The organism is Candidatus Desulfosporosinus nitrosoreducens (genome assembly GCF_030954495.1).
In the GTDB taxonomy this organism is placed as follows: Bacteria; Bacillota; Desulfitobacteriia; order Desulfitobacteriales; family Desulfitobacteriaceae; genus Desulfosporosinus; species Desulfosporosinus nitrosoreducens.
Genome location: NZ_JAVHUW010000067.1, coordinates 53,982 through 70,119, shown reverse-complemented (window position 1 = coordinate 70,119; position 16,138 = coordinate 53,982). Strand labels below are relative to the sequence as shown.

12 protein-coding genes are annotated in these 16,138 nt (G+C 46.1%); 7 read left to right on the top strand and 5 right to left on the bottom strand.

All coding sequences use genetic code 11. The features are described from left to right. Position 1: 1 nt before the first annotated feature. The 4 genes from REC12_RS18365 (at position 2) to hcp (ending at position 7,075) form a co-directional block, all read left to right on the top strand. Entirely contained in the window at positions 2 to 1,243 is a 1,242-nt protein-coding gene (locus REC12_RS18365; RefSeq protein ID WP_308896982.1) for an efflux RND transporter periplasmic adaptor subunit, read from the top strand. A gap of 95 nt (positions 1,244 to 1,338) precedes the next feature. Then, entirely contained in the window at positions 1,339 to 3,084 is a 1,746-nt protein-coding gene (locus REC12_RS18360) for an ABC transporter ATP-binding protein (RefSeq protein ID WP_308896981.1), read from the top strand. Continuing rightward, entirely contained in the window at positions 3,068 to 4,927 is a 1,860-nt protein-coding gene (locus REC12_RS18355; protein WP_308896979.1) for an ABC transporter ATP-binding protein, read from the top strand. Before REC12_RS18360 ends, REC12_RS18355 begins: the two co-directional genes overlap by 17 nt. A gap of 504 nt (positions 4,928 to 5,431) precedes the next feature. Next, positions 5,432 to 7,075 carry a hydroxylamine reductase gene (hcp, locus tag REC12_RS18350; RefSeq protein WP_308897060.1) on the top strand — a complete coding sequence of 548 codons (1,644 nt, stop codon included), beginning with the start codon at positions 5,432 to 5,434 and terminating at the stop codon, positions 7,073 to 7,075. A 112-nt stretch (positions 7,076 to 7,187) separates the two neighbouring features. Here hcp and REC12_RS18345 read toward each other — a convergent pair whose 3' ends face one another. Beyond that, on the bottom strand, positions 7,188 to 7,703 hold the full coding sequence (locus REC12_RS18345) for a gamma carbonic anhydrase family protein (protein ID WP_308896978.1): 516 nt from the start codon (positions 7,701 to 7,703) through the stop codon (positions 7,188 to 7,190). A 276-nt stretch (positions 7,704 to 7,979) separates the two neighbouring features. Here REC12_RS18345 and REC12_RS18340 point away from each other — a divergent pair, with 276 nt between their 5' ends. The 3 genes from REC12_RS18340 (at position 7,980) to REC12_RS18330 (ending at position 10,768) form a co-directional block, all read left to right on the top strand. Further along, positions 7,980 to 8,633 carry a hypothetical protein gene (locus tag REC12_RS18340; protein WP_308896977.1) on the top strand — a complete coding sequence of 218 codons (654 nt, stop codon included), beginning with the start codon at positions 7,980 to 7,982 and terminating at the stop codon, positions 8,631 to 8,633. 259 nt (positions 8,634 to 8,892) lie between these two features. Further along, positions 8,893 to 10,182, top strand: a complete 1,290-nt coding sequence (locus tag REC12_RS18335; protein ID WP_308896976.1) for an HD-GYP domain-containing protein — start codon at positions 8,893 to 8,895, stop codon at positions 10,180 to 10,182. A gap of 22 nt (positions 10,183 to 10,204) precedes the next feature. Continuing rightward, positions 10,205 to 10,768 carry a DUF5317 domain-containing protein gene (locus REC12_RS18330; RefSeq protein ID WP_308896974.1) on the top strand — a complete coding sequence of 188 codons (564 nt, stop codon included), beginning with the start codon at positions 10,205 to 10,207 and terminating at the stop codon, positions 10,766 to 10,768. A 104-nt stretch (positions 10,769 to 10,872) separates the two neighbouring features. On the opposite strand, the gene REC12_RS18325 is transcribed toward REC12_RS18330, so the two are convergent. From REC12_RS18325 to nuoE, 4 genes are all read right to left on the bottom strand, one after another. Continuing rightward, positions 10,873 to 11,664, bottom strand: a complete 792-nt coding sequence (locus REC12_RS18325) for a tRNA threonylcarbamoyladenosine dehydratase (RefSeq protein WP_308897059.1) — start codon at positions 11,662 to 11,664, stop codon at positions 10,873 to 10,875. A gap of 149 nt (positions 11,665 to 11,813) precedes the next feature. Next, positions 11,814 to 13,556, bottom strand: a complete 1,743-nt coding sequence (locus tag REC12_RS18320; RefSeq protein ID WP_308896972.1) for an NADH-dependent [FeFe] hydrogenase, group A6 — start codon at positions 13,554 to 13,556, stop codon at positions 11,814 to 11,816. 24 nt (positions 13,557 to 13,580) lie between these two features. Next, positions 13,581 to 15,464 carry an NADH-ubiquinone oxidoreductase-F iron-sulfur binding region domain-containing protein gene (locus tag REC12_RS18315; RefSeq protein WP_308896970.1) on the bottom strand — a complete coding sequence of 628 codons (1,884 nt, stop codon included), beginning with the start codon at positions 15,462 to 15,464 and terminating at the stop codon, positions 13,581 to 13,583. After that, entirely contained in the window at positions 15,461 to 15,970 is a 510-nt protein-coding gene (nuoE, locus tag REC12_RS18310) for an NADH-quinone oxidoreductase subunit NuoE (protein ID WP_308896968.1), read from the bottom strand. The genes REC12_RS18315 and nuoE overlap by 4 nt, the downstream gene beginning before the upstream one ends. Positions 15,971 to 16,138 lie beyond the last annotated feature (168 nt).

The following is a 16,138-nucleotide window of genomic DNA, read 5'->3' as shown; positions in this document are numbered from 1 at the left end:
TATGAGGTATATTAATAAGCGCAGAATAGTTTCGGCTGGGTGCATTGGCCTGACACTTTTTTTAACAGCTTGCGGGACCCCGGCGGTAAAACAGAGCTCAACGAATGTTAGTGTAACTCCGGTAGTCAGGGGGGCAATAACGACGGATGTTGAATACTCCAGTCAGCTAAAACCGATTCAGGAGATAACCCTTTCACCCAAGATTTCCGGAAAAATTGCTACAGTGCAAGCGGATGTCGGCAATGAAGTCCAAAAAGGGCAGGTGCTTTTAACCCTTGATGCCAGTGATTTGCAGGCTCAGCTTCAGCAGCAGCAAGCAAATCTGGCGGGAAACCAAGTGAATTATGATAAAGCTAAAGGATCAGGGTATCAGCAGCAGCTTCTGCAAGCGGAACAAACGCAGCAAAACGCTCAGGTAGCGTTTGACAATATCCAGGATACGTATAATAAGGATCAAACGCTTTACAATGCCGGGGCCCTTTCCCAACAAAGTCTTGATGCCGACAAACAGAAATTGGATGAAGCAACGATTGCTCTTAACTCGGCAAATTCCAGCCTTTCTTTGCTGAAAGATCAACTGGGCCCTCAGTCCGTTCAGTCGGCTCAAGCCCAGGTTCAACAAGCGGAATCAGCCGTGAATTATGCAGCGGTTCAGGTCCAGAATACAGTCTTAACTTCCCCGATTGCCGGAACGGTTTCCGTTCGCAATGCCGATGTTGGTGAGATTACTTCCAGTGCAACTCCGGCTTTTACGGTGATCGACACAACAACGGTAGTAGCTAAAATTAATGTTCCGGATAAGATGTTGGTTCAGCTTCAAAAAGGTCAAACGGTGCCTGTGAAGGTAAGTGCTCTTAATGACAAGCAATTCAGCGGCACGATTAATTTAATAAGTCCCGCGGCGGACAGCAAAACAAATTCCTACGAAGTTGATGTCAATATAGCTAATGCCGGCAACGAACTGAAATCAGGAATGTATGCCAAAGTGATACTTCCTTCTGAGCAGAAAAACAATGTTCTGACAGTACCGAATGAGGCGATTACGATGGAGGATGGGGTCGCTTATATTGATGTTGTGGAGAAAAATACAGTGAACAAGGTTCCGGTTGTACTGGGAGTTTCCAATGATAAAATTACCGAGGTCGTGAGCGGTCTGAAAGACGGAGATAATGTCATCACTGAAGGACAGATTTTCTTAAATGATGGACAAAAAGTCAATATCAAAAAATCTCAAGGTAAATAACTATCCAGCCAATCGGGTATTATCGCGCTAGCGCTCAGAGAGCGCTAGCGCGGAATTACTGTCCTATTCTCAAAAAAGGCAGGAAAATAGAAAGAATGGGTATTTATAAGCACTACTTTCATAAATATAAATGGCTGTTTATCACGGCAGTCAGCTGTGTTTTTTTTGAAGCTATCTGCGACTTGCTGCAGCCGACGATTATGGCCCATATCATCGACGAGGGTGTAAAAAACAGTCAAGTGGGAACCGTACTCAAGCTGGGCTTGCTGATGCTGACAATTACCGCTGTGGGAGCCTGCTTTGCAGCCACCCGGAGTGTTTTGGCAAGCAAAGTATCCCAAAGCTTTGGTGCGGATTTGCGTTATGATGTTTTTACCAGGATTATCAATTTCTCTGAAATCAGTGCCGATAAAATCGAAAGCGGTTCGCTGATAACCCGAATGACGAACGACATTTCACAGATAACCCAATTTATTAACGGCATGATGAGGATTTTTTTTAAAGCGCCTGTTACTTGTTTAGGCAGCATCATTTTAGCAGTCGTGCTGAGCCTTCAATTGAGCTCTATCCTCTTTCTCGTAATTGCTCTGGTGGCAATTTTTATTGTGATCAGCATGAGATTGAGTTATATACGTTTCGCTAAAGTCCAGTATGCTATTGACAAAGTTAACACGGTTGTCCAGGAATATCTTATGGGAATAAGGCTGGTAAAGGCTTTCGGACGATATAAGGATGAGGAAGAAAAATTTGACCGCACGAATTCGGATTTAGCTAATAAAACCGTGTCTTCGCAGATGGTGATTGCCTACTTCTCCCCGCTGATGTCTTTGACGATCAATTTCGGAATAGCCTTGATCCTTTATGTCGGCAGTATTTTCTTTGGCCGGGGAGATATCGAAGTCGGGAAAGTTGCGGCTTTCATTAATTATATGGCCCAAATTTTGGCGTCTCTCATTATGATTACGAACGTTTTTAACACCTTTGTCAGAACGAAAGCCTCGACGGAGAGAGTCAACGAAGTGCTGAACAGCGAAGAGGATTTTAAAGGCTCTGAACAGACGCCCGGGCAAGGACTCGGGGAGCTTGCTTTTGAGGATGTAACCTTCGCCTATCCCAGTGGAAGCGGAATACCGATTATAAAAAATCTTAGCTTTAAGATTAAGCAGGGAGAATCCCTGGCGATTATCGGGCCGACCGGTTCGGGGAAATCGACACTTGTCTGGCTCTGCCTGCACTTTTACGATCTTGAAAAAGGCACGATTTATTTAAATGGTATGGATATAAAAACTATTGATTGCAATGCTCTAAGGGATCAGATCGCTTTAGCACCCCAAAAGAGCATGCTGTTTACGGGAACTATTTTAGATAATATAGCCTGGGGCAATCCCCAGGCCTCTAAGGAAGAAATTATTAAAGCGGCTCGGGTGGCCCAGGCCGATGATTTTATTCAATTGATGCCGTCCCAATACGAAAGCAATTTAGGCCAGGGCGGGGTAAACCTTTCCGGTGGTCAAAAGCAACGCCTTTCCATTGCCCGGGCTCTGGTCAAGCAGGCGCCGCTTTTGATTTTAGACGACTGTACAAGCGCCCTTGACGCCGTTACGGAAGCAAAAGTCAGACGCGGCCTGAGAACTATGGATGCTGACAAAACAGTCATTATGATTACCCAAAGAATAGGTACGGCCATGTTCGCCGATAAGATTCTTGTGCTCGACAATGGTGTGAAGGTCGGATTTGGCAGCCATCAGGAACTACTTGAGTCCTGCAATACGTACAAAGGGATTTTCGACTCCCAAATCGGCGGCGACATGAAGGGGGTTGCTTATGGCACAGGCAATTAATAAAAACTATGAGAATATGCCTAATTTGGGAAGAATGGGCGGGGGCGGACCTCGTCGCTTTGCCCCGACAGCAAAACCCAAAAACACAAAAGTCACGCTTCTCAGGTTGTTGAAGATTTTTATGTTGTGGCGAAAATCCTTCTTGCTGGCGATAGCCTTGACGATCATTTCCGCCACCGTTTCCCTGTTCACACCTTTTTTATTGGGTAAAGCCATTAATACGTTTAATACAAAAACAAATTTGGTGGACAGTTCTCTTTTAACAACAATTCTTTCAGCCCTTGTTTTGTGTTACTCAGTAAGCTGGCTTATGGATACGTTTAACGGCATACTGATGGCTAAAGTTACTCAGAGGCTGGTAAAGCATATCCGCACGGAGTTCTTTGCCAAACTTCAGAGGATTCCCCTGAATTTTTACGACAATAGATCTCATGGGGATACCATGAGCCGGATAACCAACGATGTTGATAATATCAGCACGACTATTTCCCAGACGACAACGCAGCTGATAGCCAGTATCTTTACTATAACCGGCTCCTTTGTCATGATGCTGCTTCTGAGTCCGGTACTAACCCTCGTTGCCTTGATCTCGATTCCTTTGTTTTTTGGTCTGACTAAGACTATTGCCAGCCGAAGCCGGAGCTATTTTTTAGGGCAGCAGCAAAAACTGGGCGCTTTAAACGGCGTTATTGAAGAAAACATTGTCGGACTTAAAATGGTTAAGGCCTTCAACCGCCAACATACCGTTTTAGCCGACTTTGACCGCCTGAACCAGGAACTCTGCGATTACTCCACTAAAGCCCAGATCTGGTCCGGCTTTATGATGCCGTTCATGAACGTCATCAATAACTTAAGCTTTACTTGTATCGCCTGTGCCGGAGGGATACTGTCGGTGAAGGGCGTGATAACCGTCGGGGTCGTGGTGAGCTTTCTTACCTATTCCAAACAGTTTGGTCAGCCGCTGAATAATATAGCCGGAATGTTCAACAACATTCAGTCGGCTCTGGCCGGTGCGGAAAGAGTGTTTGAAATCATGGATGAAGCCGAAGAAGCCCCTGACAAGGACAGTTTTATAGAACTCACCAATCCTAAAGGAGAGGTTGAGTTCCGCGATGTATCCTTTTTCTATAATCCCGGCAGGCCGGTTCTGAAAAACATAAATTTCCGGGTCAGTCCCGGAGAAGTCATTGCTTTGGTCGGCGAAACCGGTGCCGGAAAAACAACGATTGTCAACCTCTTGACCCGCTTTTATGATTTAAATCAAGGGAAAATCATGATCGATGATACAGACATCACGGAAATTTCCAGAGCAAGTCTCAGAAACTGTTTTTCCGTCGTTTTGCAGGACACTTGCTTATTTACGGGAACCATCTACGACAATATCCGATATTCAAGGCCAAGCGCTTCGGATCAGGAAGTTAAAGAGGCCGCCAAGCTGGCTCATGCCGACGAGTTTATATCCCGCTTGCCCAAAGGCTATGAGACGATTGTAACCGGCAGTACAGACAACCTCAGCCAAGGCCAGCGGCAATTGCTGGCAATTGCCCGGGCCATTTTATGCGACGCTCCGATTTTAGTCTTAGATGAAGCCACAAGCAGTGTCGATACCAAAACGGAAAAGGAAATTCAGCATGCCTTGCTGACGCTTATGAGCAACCGCACCAGCTTTTTAATCGCCCACCGGCTTTCAACAATTCGTGATGCCGATAAAATTATGGTCATAGGCCAGGGAGAAATTCTGGAGAGCGGAACTCACGCGGAACTTATGGACAACAAAGGCGCCTATTACGAAATGGTCATAAGTCAAATGGGGTATGATTCCACTGAGGAACGTATTTCCTGATCTTTGAGCAAACGCCACGGGGATTATCTGTATATTGAGTCTAGAACAAAAATAAAGGACCTCAGCCTTTGCCAAGGTCCTTTATTTTGTCACAGTGGGAAGGCTCTAGCCATTACCGTATTGATCAACGGAAGACAGGGCTTTTGTTGCAGATAAGGCAACACCAAGCAACATTAAGATAATAATTAATTTCATTGCTTTAATATCTCTCCTTTAGAGTTGTTGATAAATACAGGTTTCTACATAGTTATGGAATTTCCTTCCAGGTTTTATTCTTATTTGTTTTTCGACTGTTGGCGACGTTCTCCCTTTTTCATTGCCTATTTCAAACAAAATATCCTAAAAGTTACTTTCAATCCATAAACGTTGTGCCTTGCTCAGTGTGACTTTTCTCACACCAAAAGAATCTACATAGTCACAGTTTGCACTTGAAATTTGATTTAAACTTACTATTGTCAAGTTGAGTTACAACAAAAATTCAAATAAGATTTAGGGGGAAGCATGATGAGTATGTTTTGCTATCAATGTCAGGAAACAGCAAAAGGAACCGGCTGCACGATTAAAGGAGTGTGCGGGAAGACAGAAAACGTCGCTAATTTACAGGACCTTCTCATTTACACCTTAAAAGGCATTTCTGTTTTTGCGCTTCAAGGGCGTGCTATGGGGATTGTCCGGCCGGAAATCGATAAATTTATTATGGAAAGCCTTTTTGCCACAATTACGAATGCCAACTTCGATAGAAGCCGGTTTGTAGCCAGAATTGAAGAAGGACTTAAACTCCGCGCTGAACTAAAACAAGAAATTATTAAAGCCGGTGGAACAATTCCTGTGGACTTACATGATGCGGCAACCTGGACGGCTTCTGCCGCTGAATTTGATCATAAAGCAGCCCTCGTCGGAGTCTTAACAACAGAGAATGAAGATGTTCGTTCGTTAAGGCAATTGCTTACCTATGGCTTGAAAGGAATGTCAGCCTACGCCGAACACGCCTATACCTTAGCTCACCAGGAAGATGAAATCTTTGCGTTCATTGAAAAAGCTCTGGTGGCTACTTTAGATGACACACTGTCGGCAGATGATCTTGTCGCTCTCGTTTTGGAAGCCGGCAAACACGGCGTTGAAGTCATGGCTCTCCTGGATAAAGCCAATACCACAACTTACGGTAATCCTGAATTGACCAAAGTAAATATTGGAGTTAGAAATAATCCCGCTATTTTAATCAGCGGCCATGATCTGAAAGATCTGGAAGAACTGTTGATTCAAACTCAGGGAACGGGTGTTGATGTCTATACTCATGGTGAGATGCTTCCGGCTCACTACTATCCCGCCTTTAAGAAATACGATAATTTCGTGGGCAACTATGGAAACGCTTGGTACAAACAGGACAAAGAGTTTGAATCCTTCAACGGTCCGATCTTCCTGACCACCAATTGTCTCATACCACCTAAAGATTCTTACAAGGATCGCCTTTATACCACAGGCGTGGTGGGCTTTGAAGGCATTAAGCATATTCCGGACCGTGCCGACGGCAAGGCAAAAGATTTCTCGGCTCTCATTGAACATGCCAAGAAATGCCCGGCGCCGACCGAAATCGAAAGCGGTGAAATTGTCGGAGGCTTTGCCCATAATCAAGTTCTGGCACTTGCCGACAAAGTTGTCGACGCTGTTAAAACAGGAGCTATTAAGCGCTTCTTCGTCATGGCAGGCTGCGACGGCCGTATGAAGAGCCGTGACTATTACGCTAATTTTGCGGAGGCCCTGCCGAAAGATACGGTAATTCTCACTGCCGGATGTGCAAAATATAAATACAATAAACTTAACTTAGGTGATATCGGCGGTATCCCCAGAGTACTCGACGCCGGACAATGTAACGATTCCTACTCTCTGGCCGTGATTGCTCTGAAACTTAAAGAAGTCTTTGGACTGGACAACGTTAATCAGCTTCCTATCTCTTATAATATTGCCTGGTATGAGCAAAAGGCAGTTATCGTCTTACTCGCCTTACTCTACCTGGGTGTTAAAAACATCCATTTAGGGCCGACACTTCCGGCCTTCTTATCCCCGAATGTTGTCAAAGTGTTGGTAGAAAACTTCGGCATTGCCGGTATCACTAACGTTGAAGACGACCTCAAAATTTTCTTGGGCTAAATTAAAAGTATTAACAAAAGGGTTGCGGCAAACTGGTTGATCCAGCTTATCGCAACCCTTTTGCTGTTTTGCCATCCTTTCCTTAAAAGCGCCCCAGTGCGGCAGGACAATCTTAATCAGCGGGTTTATCACACTGAGCGTCTTTAGCTTTGCGGGCATAACGTTCCGCGGTTTCATGCATGATTTTAATTTCCGTTTCCGTAAGCTCTCTGGCGACCCGGGCAGGTGCTCCCATCAGCATAACGCGGGGGGGATAGGTTTTGTTGCCGGGAACGAGGGTTCCGGCGGCAATGGAGGTTTCTGCACTAATAACAGCGCCATCAAGAATGATCGCCCCCATACCGACAAGAGACCCTTGGCCTATCGTGCATCCGTGGAGGATAGCTGAGTGACCGACGGTGACATGGTCCTCAATAGTTACAGGCCGGTTTCCACTGACATGGATCATTACCAGGTCCTGAATATTGGTGTAGGTGCCGATGTGTATTTTAGCCAGGTCGCCGCGAATGACGGTGTTGTACCATACACTGGAGTGCTCGGCAATTGTCACGTCCCCGGTCACTTTACATCCTTCAGCCAAAAATACACTAGCATCTATCTGGGGTTTTTTGCTCTTCATCTGGGTCATAGTTCAGCCTCCTATGTTACTGTAGAAAAATGACGGATTTTGTTTTTGAATCAATTATACTGTGGGATAGACTGTTACGCCAAATAGCAAAAGCAGCGAAGTAGAGCAAGAACCTCTGATTAATCCCTTATCCGGTTTGTTAGAGCGAATTAAACGAAGGTTTTGGCACTTTTCCCTGGAGGTTCGGGAGGAAAAAACAGTTCTGCGTCGAAAATACCTTAAATACCAAACTAAAAAATAAAATAGGGAATCATTTAATGTTTGAGGAGTGTTTTCATGTCGGAAGTGGCTTTTTCAATCCAAGACTGGGAGCAGGCAATAAAGCAAATCAAATCCGTAATAACTGCTCGTATTAATGTTAATAATCTGGGAGACATCGAAGAAGTTCATATTCTGGCAGGCTCGGGAAGAGCGCCAAAGCAGGTCGTGAGAGACGTAGAGTCAGTCTTTGCAGCGCAATTCGGACTGCAAATCGATCATAAAAAAATCAGTGTAGCCCAAATAGGAGACGATGATGAAAATACCTTTGCAATTAGGGAATCATCACGCCCCAAACTGGTCGGTGTCACAATCAGGACGGTAAGTGGCATGGCCGAGGTGAAGGTGGAATTATTGACAGGGGATAAGCTGATTGAAGGGGTTTCCCAAGGGCCATCGTCATCCTACAATAAGCTGCGTTTGTTCGTGGAGGCAACACTTAAAGCCCTGAGTCCACTGACGTTAGATAAATTTCTGTTTGTGACGGAGGATGTTGGAATTACCCAACTTGCCAAGCGGCAGATCGCTTTAGTAGCCATAACTTTAATTGCTCCTGCCGGAGAACAGTCTCTGACCGGGTGTGCTTTAGTCCGGAATGATGACCGGGAAGCAGTGGTTAAAGCAACCCTTGACGCTGTCAATCGCAAACTGCGTTTTTTAAGAAATGAATAAACTTGTTAGCTTTGGCCGACCTGTTGATAATTAGATTTTGAAACTTTGTTTTGATTTTCCTTGAGCGAAGCGAAAAGATAAGCGAAACGGAAGAAGAGCGAAGCGGTTAAACTATCCCTGTAACAAAAATCAAGGAGGTTTACCGCAATGAGTAAATTATTAAAAGCAGTTGCCGTTCTCGTAACTCTCGTTCTTGCCGGTGGTGCTAGTTTTAGAATCTAATTGTTCTATGGTCGGCCAATAAATTACGAGGTGCCGAATGAAAACCTTGTCAAAGGAATTTCGACCAATTTTTTACCTTATAACCGCTATGGCTTTAACGATTTGGGTTTTAGCGGTTTTTCAAATCAAATGGAATAGGACAATATTGGTTGGCCTCCTTATTTTTGGCATTCTGGCAATTATAAGTGAATCCATGCCGGTAGCTTTGCCAAAAGGCGGATATGTAACCGTAAGCTACGCTGTTTTTATTTCAGCAGGGGTTTTGTTCCCGCTAGGAGTTTCGTTATCAGTTGTTGCTTTAGGTGGGCTTCTAGTATTTGGGAAAGTGGTTGCCGGAGAACCAATTTTTAAGCGGATCTTTAATGCCTCGCAATTTGTGCTTTCATTAGCTTTATCGTACTCTATAATTGGATTTACTAGAGGCAGGGTGTTTCAATTAGATTTATATTGGATCACAATTTATTTTGCTGTTGCGTTGATATACATGATAACAAATATGAGTATAGTAACTATAGCTCTGGGAACGATGCAGCGTAAATCACCATGGTCTATTTGGGTTAGCAATATTAAATGGGCTGTGCCGAATTTTATGGCTTTAGCTCCCTTGGGTTTACTAATGGCCTTGATTTATAACAATTATGGTCCGGCAGGACTGCTGTTGCTTTTCGTTCCTCTTTTGCTTTCACGTCATGCTTTCCAGCTTTATGTTGACATGAGAGAAAATTATCTCAATACGGTCGAAGCTTTAGTTCAAGCACTTGAAGCGAAAGATACGTACACCAGTGGACATTCTGCGAGAGTTGGCAAATTGGCGGTTGCTATTGCAGAAGGACTTGAAATGAGCGAAGATAAGATTGAGTTTCTTAAATATGCCGCCGTTTTACATGATGTTGGTAAAATTGGGGTGAGCGAAAGTATTCTAAATAAAGAAGGAAAATTAATGGACCCGGAATGGAAAATTATTCGTAGTCATCCGGTTATGGGGCAAACAATTATCAAGAACATCAAATTCCTGTTTGATATCGGACAAATAGTACGTCATCATCACGAGCGTTACGATGGGAATGGTTATCCGGATAGAATCAGTAGGGAGGAAATCCCTTTAGAAGCTCGGATCATTGCCGTGGCTGATACCTATGATGCGATTACGTCTAATCGAAGCTATCGTCAAAGTAAGACTCATGAGGAAGCGGTAAAGGAACTCAAAAGAGTAGCCGGGTCGCAATTGGACCCCGAATTAGTCGAGGTCTTCTGCAAAGTAGTCACGTCCGAATTCACATCCCAGATGAGCAATACCGGGCCAATGCCAATCGCTTCATCCTATTAAGGCAAGGGAATATGAGGTAAGCATGCTTGTAGAAACTTTAATTTTAGCATTGATTGTGGGCGTTGTTAGCGGAGGAAAACTGGGCCGCTTAGGTGAGTTGGAGCTGCGAGGATTTTGGCTTGTTCCCCTGGCCTTATTGATACAGGGAGCAGTTTATTGGACGGCTGTCAAAAATATTACAATAGGCCCCAATTGGTTTGGCCCAATCCTGGATACGGGGTCCTACTTCCTGCTCTTAATCTTCACCCTGTGCAATAGCAAGTTATCTGGTATGCGGTGGATTACACTGGGAGTTTTGCTGAACACACTGGTTATTAGTTTAAACGGAGGGATCATGCCGGTTGATCCGTTTTTTCTGCCGGAGTCCGCTCGCGAGTCATTATCAAGCGGACAAGGCACTCACGGTTTGCTGAGCGCAACGACTCATCTGGCGGTCTTAGCGGATCGATTCTATTTAGCAATTCCGGGGCTGCAAAAACAAGTCTTTAGCTTGGGAGATTGTAGCATTGATTTAGGTTGCTTTATTTTAGTATTCAGGACAATGAAAAAGATACGAACAGTGGATGAACCAGAGATTAAAGCTTAATAAATAAGTATAAAGACGGGGACTAAAGCCTGGCAGCTTAGTCCCCGTCTTTATACTTATTTCAATTACTATTAGAAATCAAATTTGGTTTGTTATCCCTGACCCTATCCCCTTAAAAGGTCTCGGACAACCTCACCGGCTATGAGGAGCCCGACGACTGAGGGAACAAAAGAAATACTTCCCGGCGTTTGCCGTTTGGCTGCCGTGGTTATGTTTCCTTCGGAAAGGCCGGAAACTACAGGAGCCGAAGCTGAATCAGCCGTATCAGCGGCTGGATGCATAGACTGAGCCGGGGAAGAAAGAGGAGTCAGAGGAGGCTCCGGGCTGGAAACAACCTTGATGCCTTTGCTGATTCCTTCCTGCCGCAGAAGTTTGCGCATGGTTTTAGCAAGAGGGTCCCCACTCGTTTTAGAAATGTCGCTGACTCTGAAGCCTTCCGCGGTCAGACGGTTGCCCGCTCCCATACTTGAGAGCAAAGGGAGCTTTCGCGCCAGACATTCTTTAGCCAAAAGCACTTTACTGGAAACGGTGTCAATAGCATCGACGACGTAATCAAGCTTTTGCTCCAGGAATTGGTTAACATTCTCCGCGGAAAGAAATTCTTTGTAAGTTTCCACTCGGGCCCGGGGATTAATCTCCATGATCCGGCGCCGCATAACTTCCACCTTGGCTTCACCGAGGGTAGTGTGGAGTGCGTGGATTTGACGGTTAAGATTGGAAATGCTGACCTCGTCAAAATCGACCAGGATTAAATGGCCTATGGCGGCGCGGGCCAATGCTTCTACGGTATAGGAGCCGACTCCTCCTATTCCGAAAATGATAACGGTGCAGCTGCGCAGTGTTTCTAAACCGTCAGGCCCTATTAAAAGTTCTGTCCTCGAAAATTCGTGTTCCATCATGTCCCCCATTTGAGAGTATTCGTTCCTAATATTGTAGCATAGTCATCGTCTATTAGGCGAATCAGGCTAATAAAACGGGGTGCGCCTAAAGGCTGCCGACATTTTAAAACGTGTTCAATGGTTCTTTTTCCAGGTTGGCAGGAGCATCATATTTTAGGGCGTTGTGTAAAGCTGGTATGAAGCAATTTGTGGGCCCTCTCGCCGTAAGGCTCTCCGATGTAATCTTTGTAGAGAGCAATAACGGCAGGATTTTCGTGCGATTTGCGGAGGGGTTTGGCACGATCCTCTTTATAAATGGCTGCAGCCCGGGCTTTGAGGATTTCCACATTTCCATGGTGATAGGGTTGGCCGCCTCCGCCGATACATCCTCCGGGGCAGGCCATGATTTCTATGGCGTCATAATGGGCGTCTCCCGCTTGGATTTTTTCGAGAATTGTTCGGGCATTGCCTAAGCCGTGGGTTACGGCTATTTTGAAGTCCTTTCCTTCGATAGGGATCAGAGCTTCTTTTATGCCATCCATACCGCGCAGATTTTCAAATTCGACATTTTCCAGCGGCTTTCCTGTCAACCATTCATAAGCCGTGCGCAAAGCGGCTTCGATAACTCCTCCGGTGGTGCCGAATACCACGGCCGCACCTGTGGATTCTCCCAGAGGATGGTCAAATTCTTCGTCCTTAAGATGGTCAAAGTGAATCCCCGCCTCCCGGATCATGCGCGACAGCTCCCGGGTTGTGATGACGATGTCCACATCCGGGGTGACGGGACTTTGCCCAAGTTCCGGCCGGGCCGCTTCGTATTTTTTGGCCACGCAAGGCATAATGGAAACAACAGTGATTTTTTGAGGATCAATGCCATAAGTTTCCGCGTAATAACTTTTAGCCAAAACACCTAACATCTCGTGGGGGGATTTGCAGGTCGACGGTATATCCAAAAGATCGGGAAATTGATGCTCGAAGAACTTGACCCAGGCTGGACAACAGCTTGTCAGGATGGGAAGCCGCCCGCCGTGCTTAAGGCGGTGAATAAGTTCGGTGGCTTCTTCCATAATTGTTACATCTGCCCCGAATTCCGTATCAAAGACGCGGTCAAAACCCAGCCTCCGGAGGGCGGCCACCATTTTACCCGTCACGATGGTTCCGGGCTCCAGACCAAAACCTTCCCCCAGGGCTACCCTTACGGCCGGAGCCGTTTCCACAATAACGAAGCGCGTGGGATCATTAAGAGCTTTCCAAACCTTATCCACCTGATCCAATTCCATCAAGGCCCCGGTAGGGCAGACGGCAAGACATTGTCCGCAGAAGGTACACGAGGTTTCATGCAGGGGCAAATCAAAAGCAGTTTTGACCACAGTCTCAAAACCGCGTCCGACGGCGGAATACACCCCCACAGTTTGCACATCGTTGCACATTGTTTCACATCGCCGGCAGCGAATGCATTTGTTGGGATCGCGAATGATCGCCAAACTGGACTTATCGATCTCAAACTGAGATTCCTCTCCTTCGTAAGAAATATTGCGCACGCCCAGGTCCGCCGCCAGGGCTTGCAGGTCACAATCTAAGTTTTTAGCACAAGTCAGGCAGGATTTAGGATGGTCGGACAGCAACAGTTCCACCATAGTTCGCCGGGCTTGAATAGCCCGGGGAGTATCCGTCTTTACGACCATGTTGTTAAATACGGGAGTCGAACAGGCGGGGGCCAAATTGCGGCGCCCTTCAACTTCTACCACACAGACGCGGCAGGAGGCAATGTGGTTGTTCATTCTCATTTCATGAAGATTGAGGTAACACAGAGTCGGTATATCGATATTGACGGTTCGTGCTGCATCTAAAATAGACATTCCTTCCGGCACGGCAAGCGGGATGTCGTTGATAGTAAGTTGCACATCCATATGGAATCCTCCTTTTGGGGTACCTTAATGGTGAATGATGGCACCGAAACGGCAGTTCTCTAAGCATGCCCCGCACTTCAGGCATTTCTCCTGATCAATGACATGAAGTTCTTTAGGTGAGCCTGTAATACAGCCGGCAGGACAGTGTTGGGAACATAAGGTGCACCCTTTGCATTTGTCGGTAATGTCATATTTGAGCAGGCTTTTGCAAACCCCGGCGGGACAAGTTTTATCGACAATATGGGCAAGGTATTCCTCCCGGAAATACTCGATGGTAGATAATATGGGATTAGGGGCGCTTTGTCCCAGTCCGCAGAGGGAAGAATCTTTGATGATTTTGCCCAATTTGACAAGCTGATCCAAGTCGTCGGGCGATCCCTTGCCTTCGGTGATTTTGGTCAGGATTTCGTGAAGTCGTTTCGTGCCGACCCGGCAAGCGGTGCAGCGGCCGCAAGATTCGTCCACAGTAAACTCTAAGTAGAATTTAGCGATATTCACCATACAATCGCTTTCATCCATGACAATCAGACCGCCGGACCCCATCATGGAGCCGATGGAGATCAGCGATTCGTAATCAATCGGAGTGTCCAGATATTTGGTGGGAATACACCCTCCCGACGGCCCTCCTGTTTGAGCTGCTTTGAAAGTTTTGTGCTGCTTAATTCCGCCTCCTATGTCGAAAATGATTTGCCGGAGGGTAGTTCCCATGGGAACCTCCACAAGACCGACATTGTTGACTTTACCTGCTAAAGCAAATACCTTTGTTCCTTTGCTCTTTTCCGTACCAATTTTTGCAAACCAATCAGCCCCCCTTAAAATAAGAGGTGGGATATTGGCCAAAGTTTCCACGTTATTAACGCAAGTCGGTTTACCCCACAGTCCCTGTTGAGCAGGAAAAGGAGGTTTGACGGAAGGCTCTCCGCGGGTCCCTTCGATGGAATGGATCAGGGCGGTCTCTTCTCCGCAGACAAAAGCTCCGGCACCATATTTAATCTCAACCTCGAAACAAAAATCACTGCCTAAAATCCCTTTGCCCAGTAAGCCGTATTGCCGGGCTTGCCTGATGGCAATTTCTAAGCGGTGGATGGCAAGGGGATATTCCGCCCGGATGTAAATAAAGCCGTGAGAAGCTCCGATGGTAGAGCCGGCGATCATCATAGCCTCTAAAACACTGTGGGGGTCTCCTTCTAAAATCGAACGGTCCATAAAGGCTCCGGGGTCGCCCTCGTCAGCATTGCAAATAATATAGCGCTGGTTGGACTCGTTGCCGCGAGTCAGTTCCCATTTTGCGCCCGTAGGAAATCCTCCGCCGCCTCGTCCGCGCAGGCCGCTTTTTTTCAGCACTTCAATGACAGAGTCGGGAGTCATTTGAAAAAGGACCTTTGCTAAAGCCTGGTATCCCTCGACCGCTATATATTCCCGGATATCTTCCGGGGAAATGTAGCTGCAGTTGCGCAAAGCTATGCGCTTTTGATTTTGGTAAAAGGGAAGATCGGAAGCGATGCGTTTTTCCGTATTCGGATCTTGATAAAGAAGGCGTTCGACCAGTTTTCCCTGAACGAAGTGCTCTTCGACAATGTCAGCCACATCCCGAATTGAAACCTCAAGGTAAAGGACGTTATCCGGGTGAATTTCCAGGATGGGGCCTTTTTCGCAAAAACCAAAACAGCCGGTTTGGAGCACCTGGATTTGTTCGGACAAGCCGCGCTTCTTGATTTCTTCCTTCAGAAGCTCCACAATCTGAGGACTGTCGGAGGCGTGACAGCCTGTCCCGCCACAGACCATGATTTGTCTTGGCGAGCCTTGGGCTTCACTGAGCGAGACTGGTTGGGCTGCCCGGCGGTTGTTGAGGAGAGCTTGGGACTGTTTTTTCAGGTCGTTAAGATCATCAACTGTTTTAAGTTTCATGACGGTGTCCCTTCCTTTACTGAGGGCTGACGGTATTGGTCTAAAACCTGCTTGATTTCTTCAGAGGTATGAAGACGTCCGTGCACCTTGCCGTCCACCATCATCACCGGGGCGAGGCCGCAGGCCCCTATACAGCGCAGGGAATCTAAAGAAAACAGCTCATCTTGAGTAGTTTGTCCGGTTTTAATTCCGAGCTGTTTTTCCAACTCTTTCTGTAGTTTCTCCGAGCCGCGCACAAAACAGGCGGTACCCATACAGACATTGACAACATGTTTCCCCCGGGGTTTCATGGTAAAAAAGGAATAGAAGCTCACAACTCCGTAGACTTTGGCGGAAGGGATATCAAGCTTTTGCGCTATATGCCGCTGAACCTTGTCGGGCAAGTAGCCGAAAAGCTGTTGAGCGTAATGCAGAATTGCAATCAGATTTTCCTTCTTATAAGGGAGATTGTCGATGTAACGATCCAACTGTTGATAAGGATTAGAGAGGGAAGGGCTATCACACATAGGAATCCTCCTTCAATTAGTACATATGTTTAGAATACCCAGTGTAAAAAAATTTACGTATAGCTATAAAAGTTTAACAAAAAATGCTTGACGTTTACGTTAACTGGTGACAGAATATTTTTAATATTAGAGCTAAAGTTTCGTGTTAAATCTTAGCCGCTCTTAACT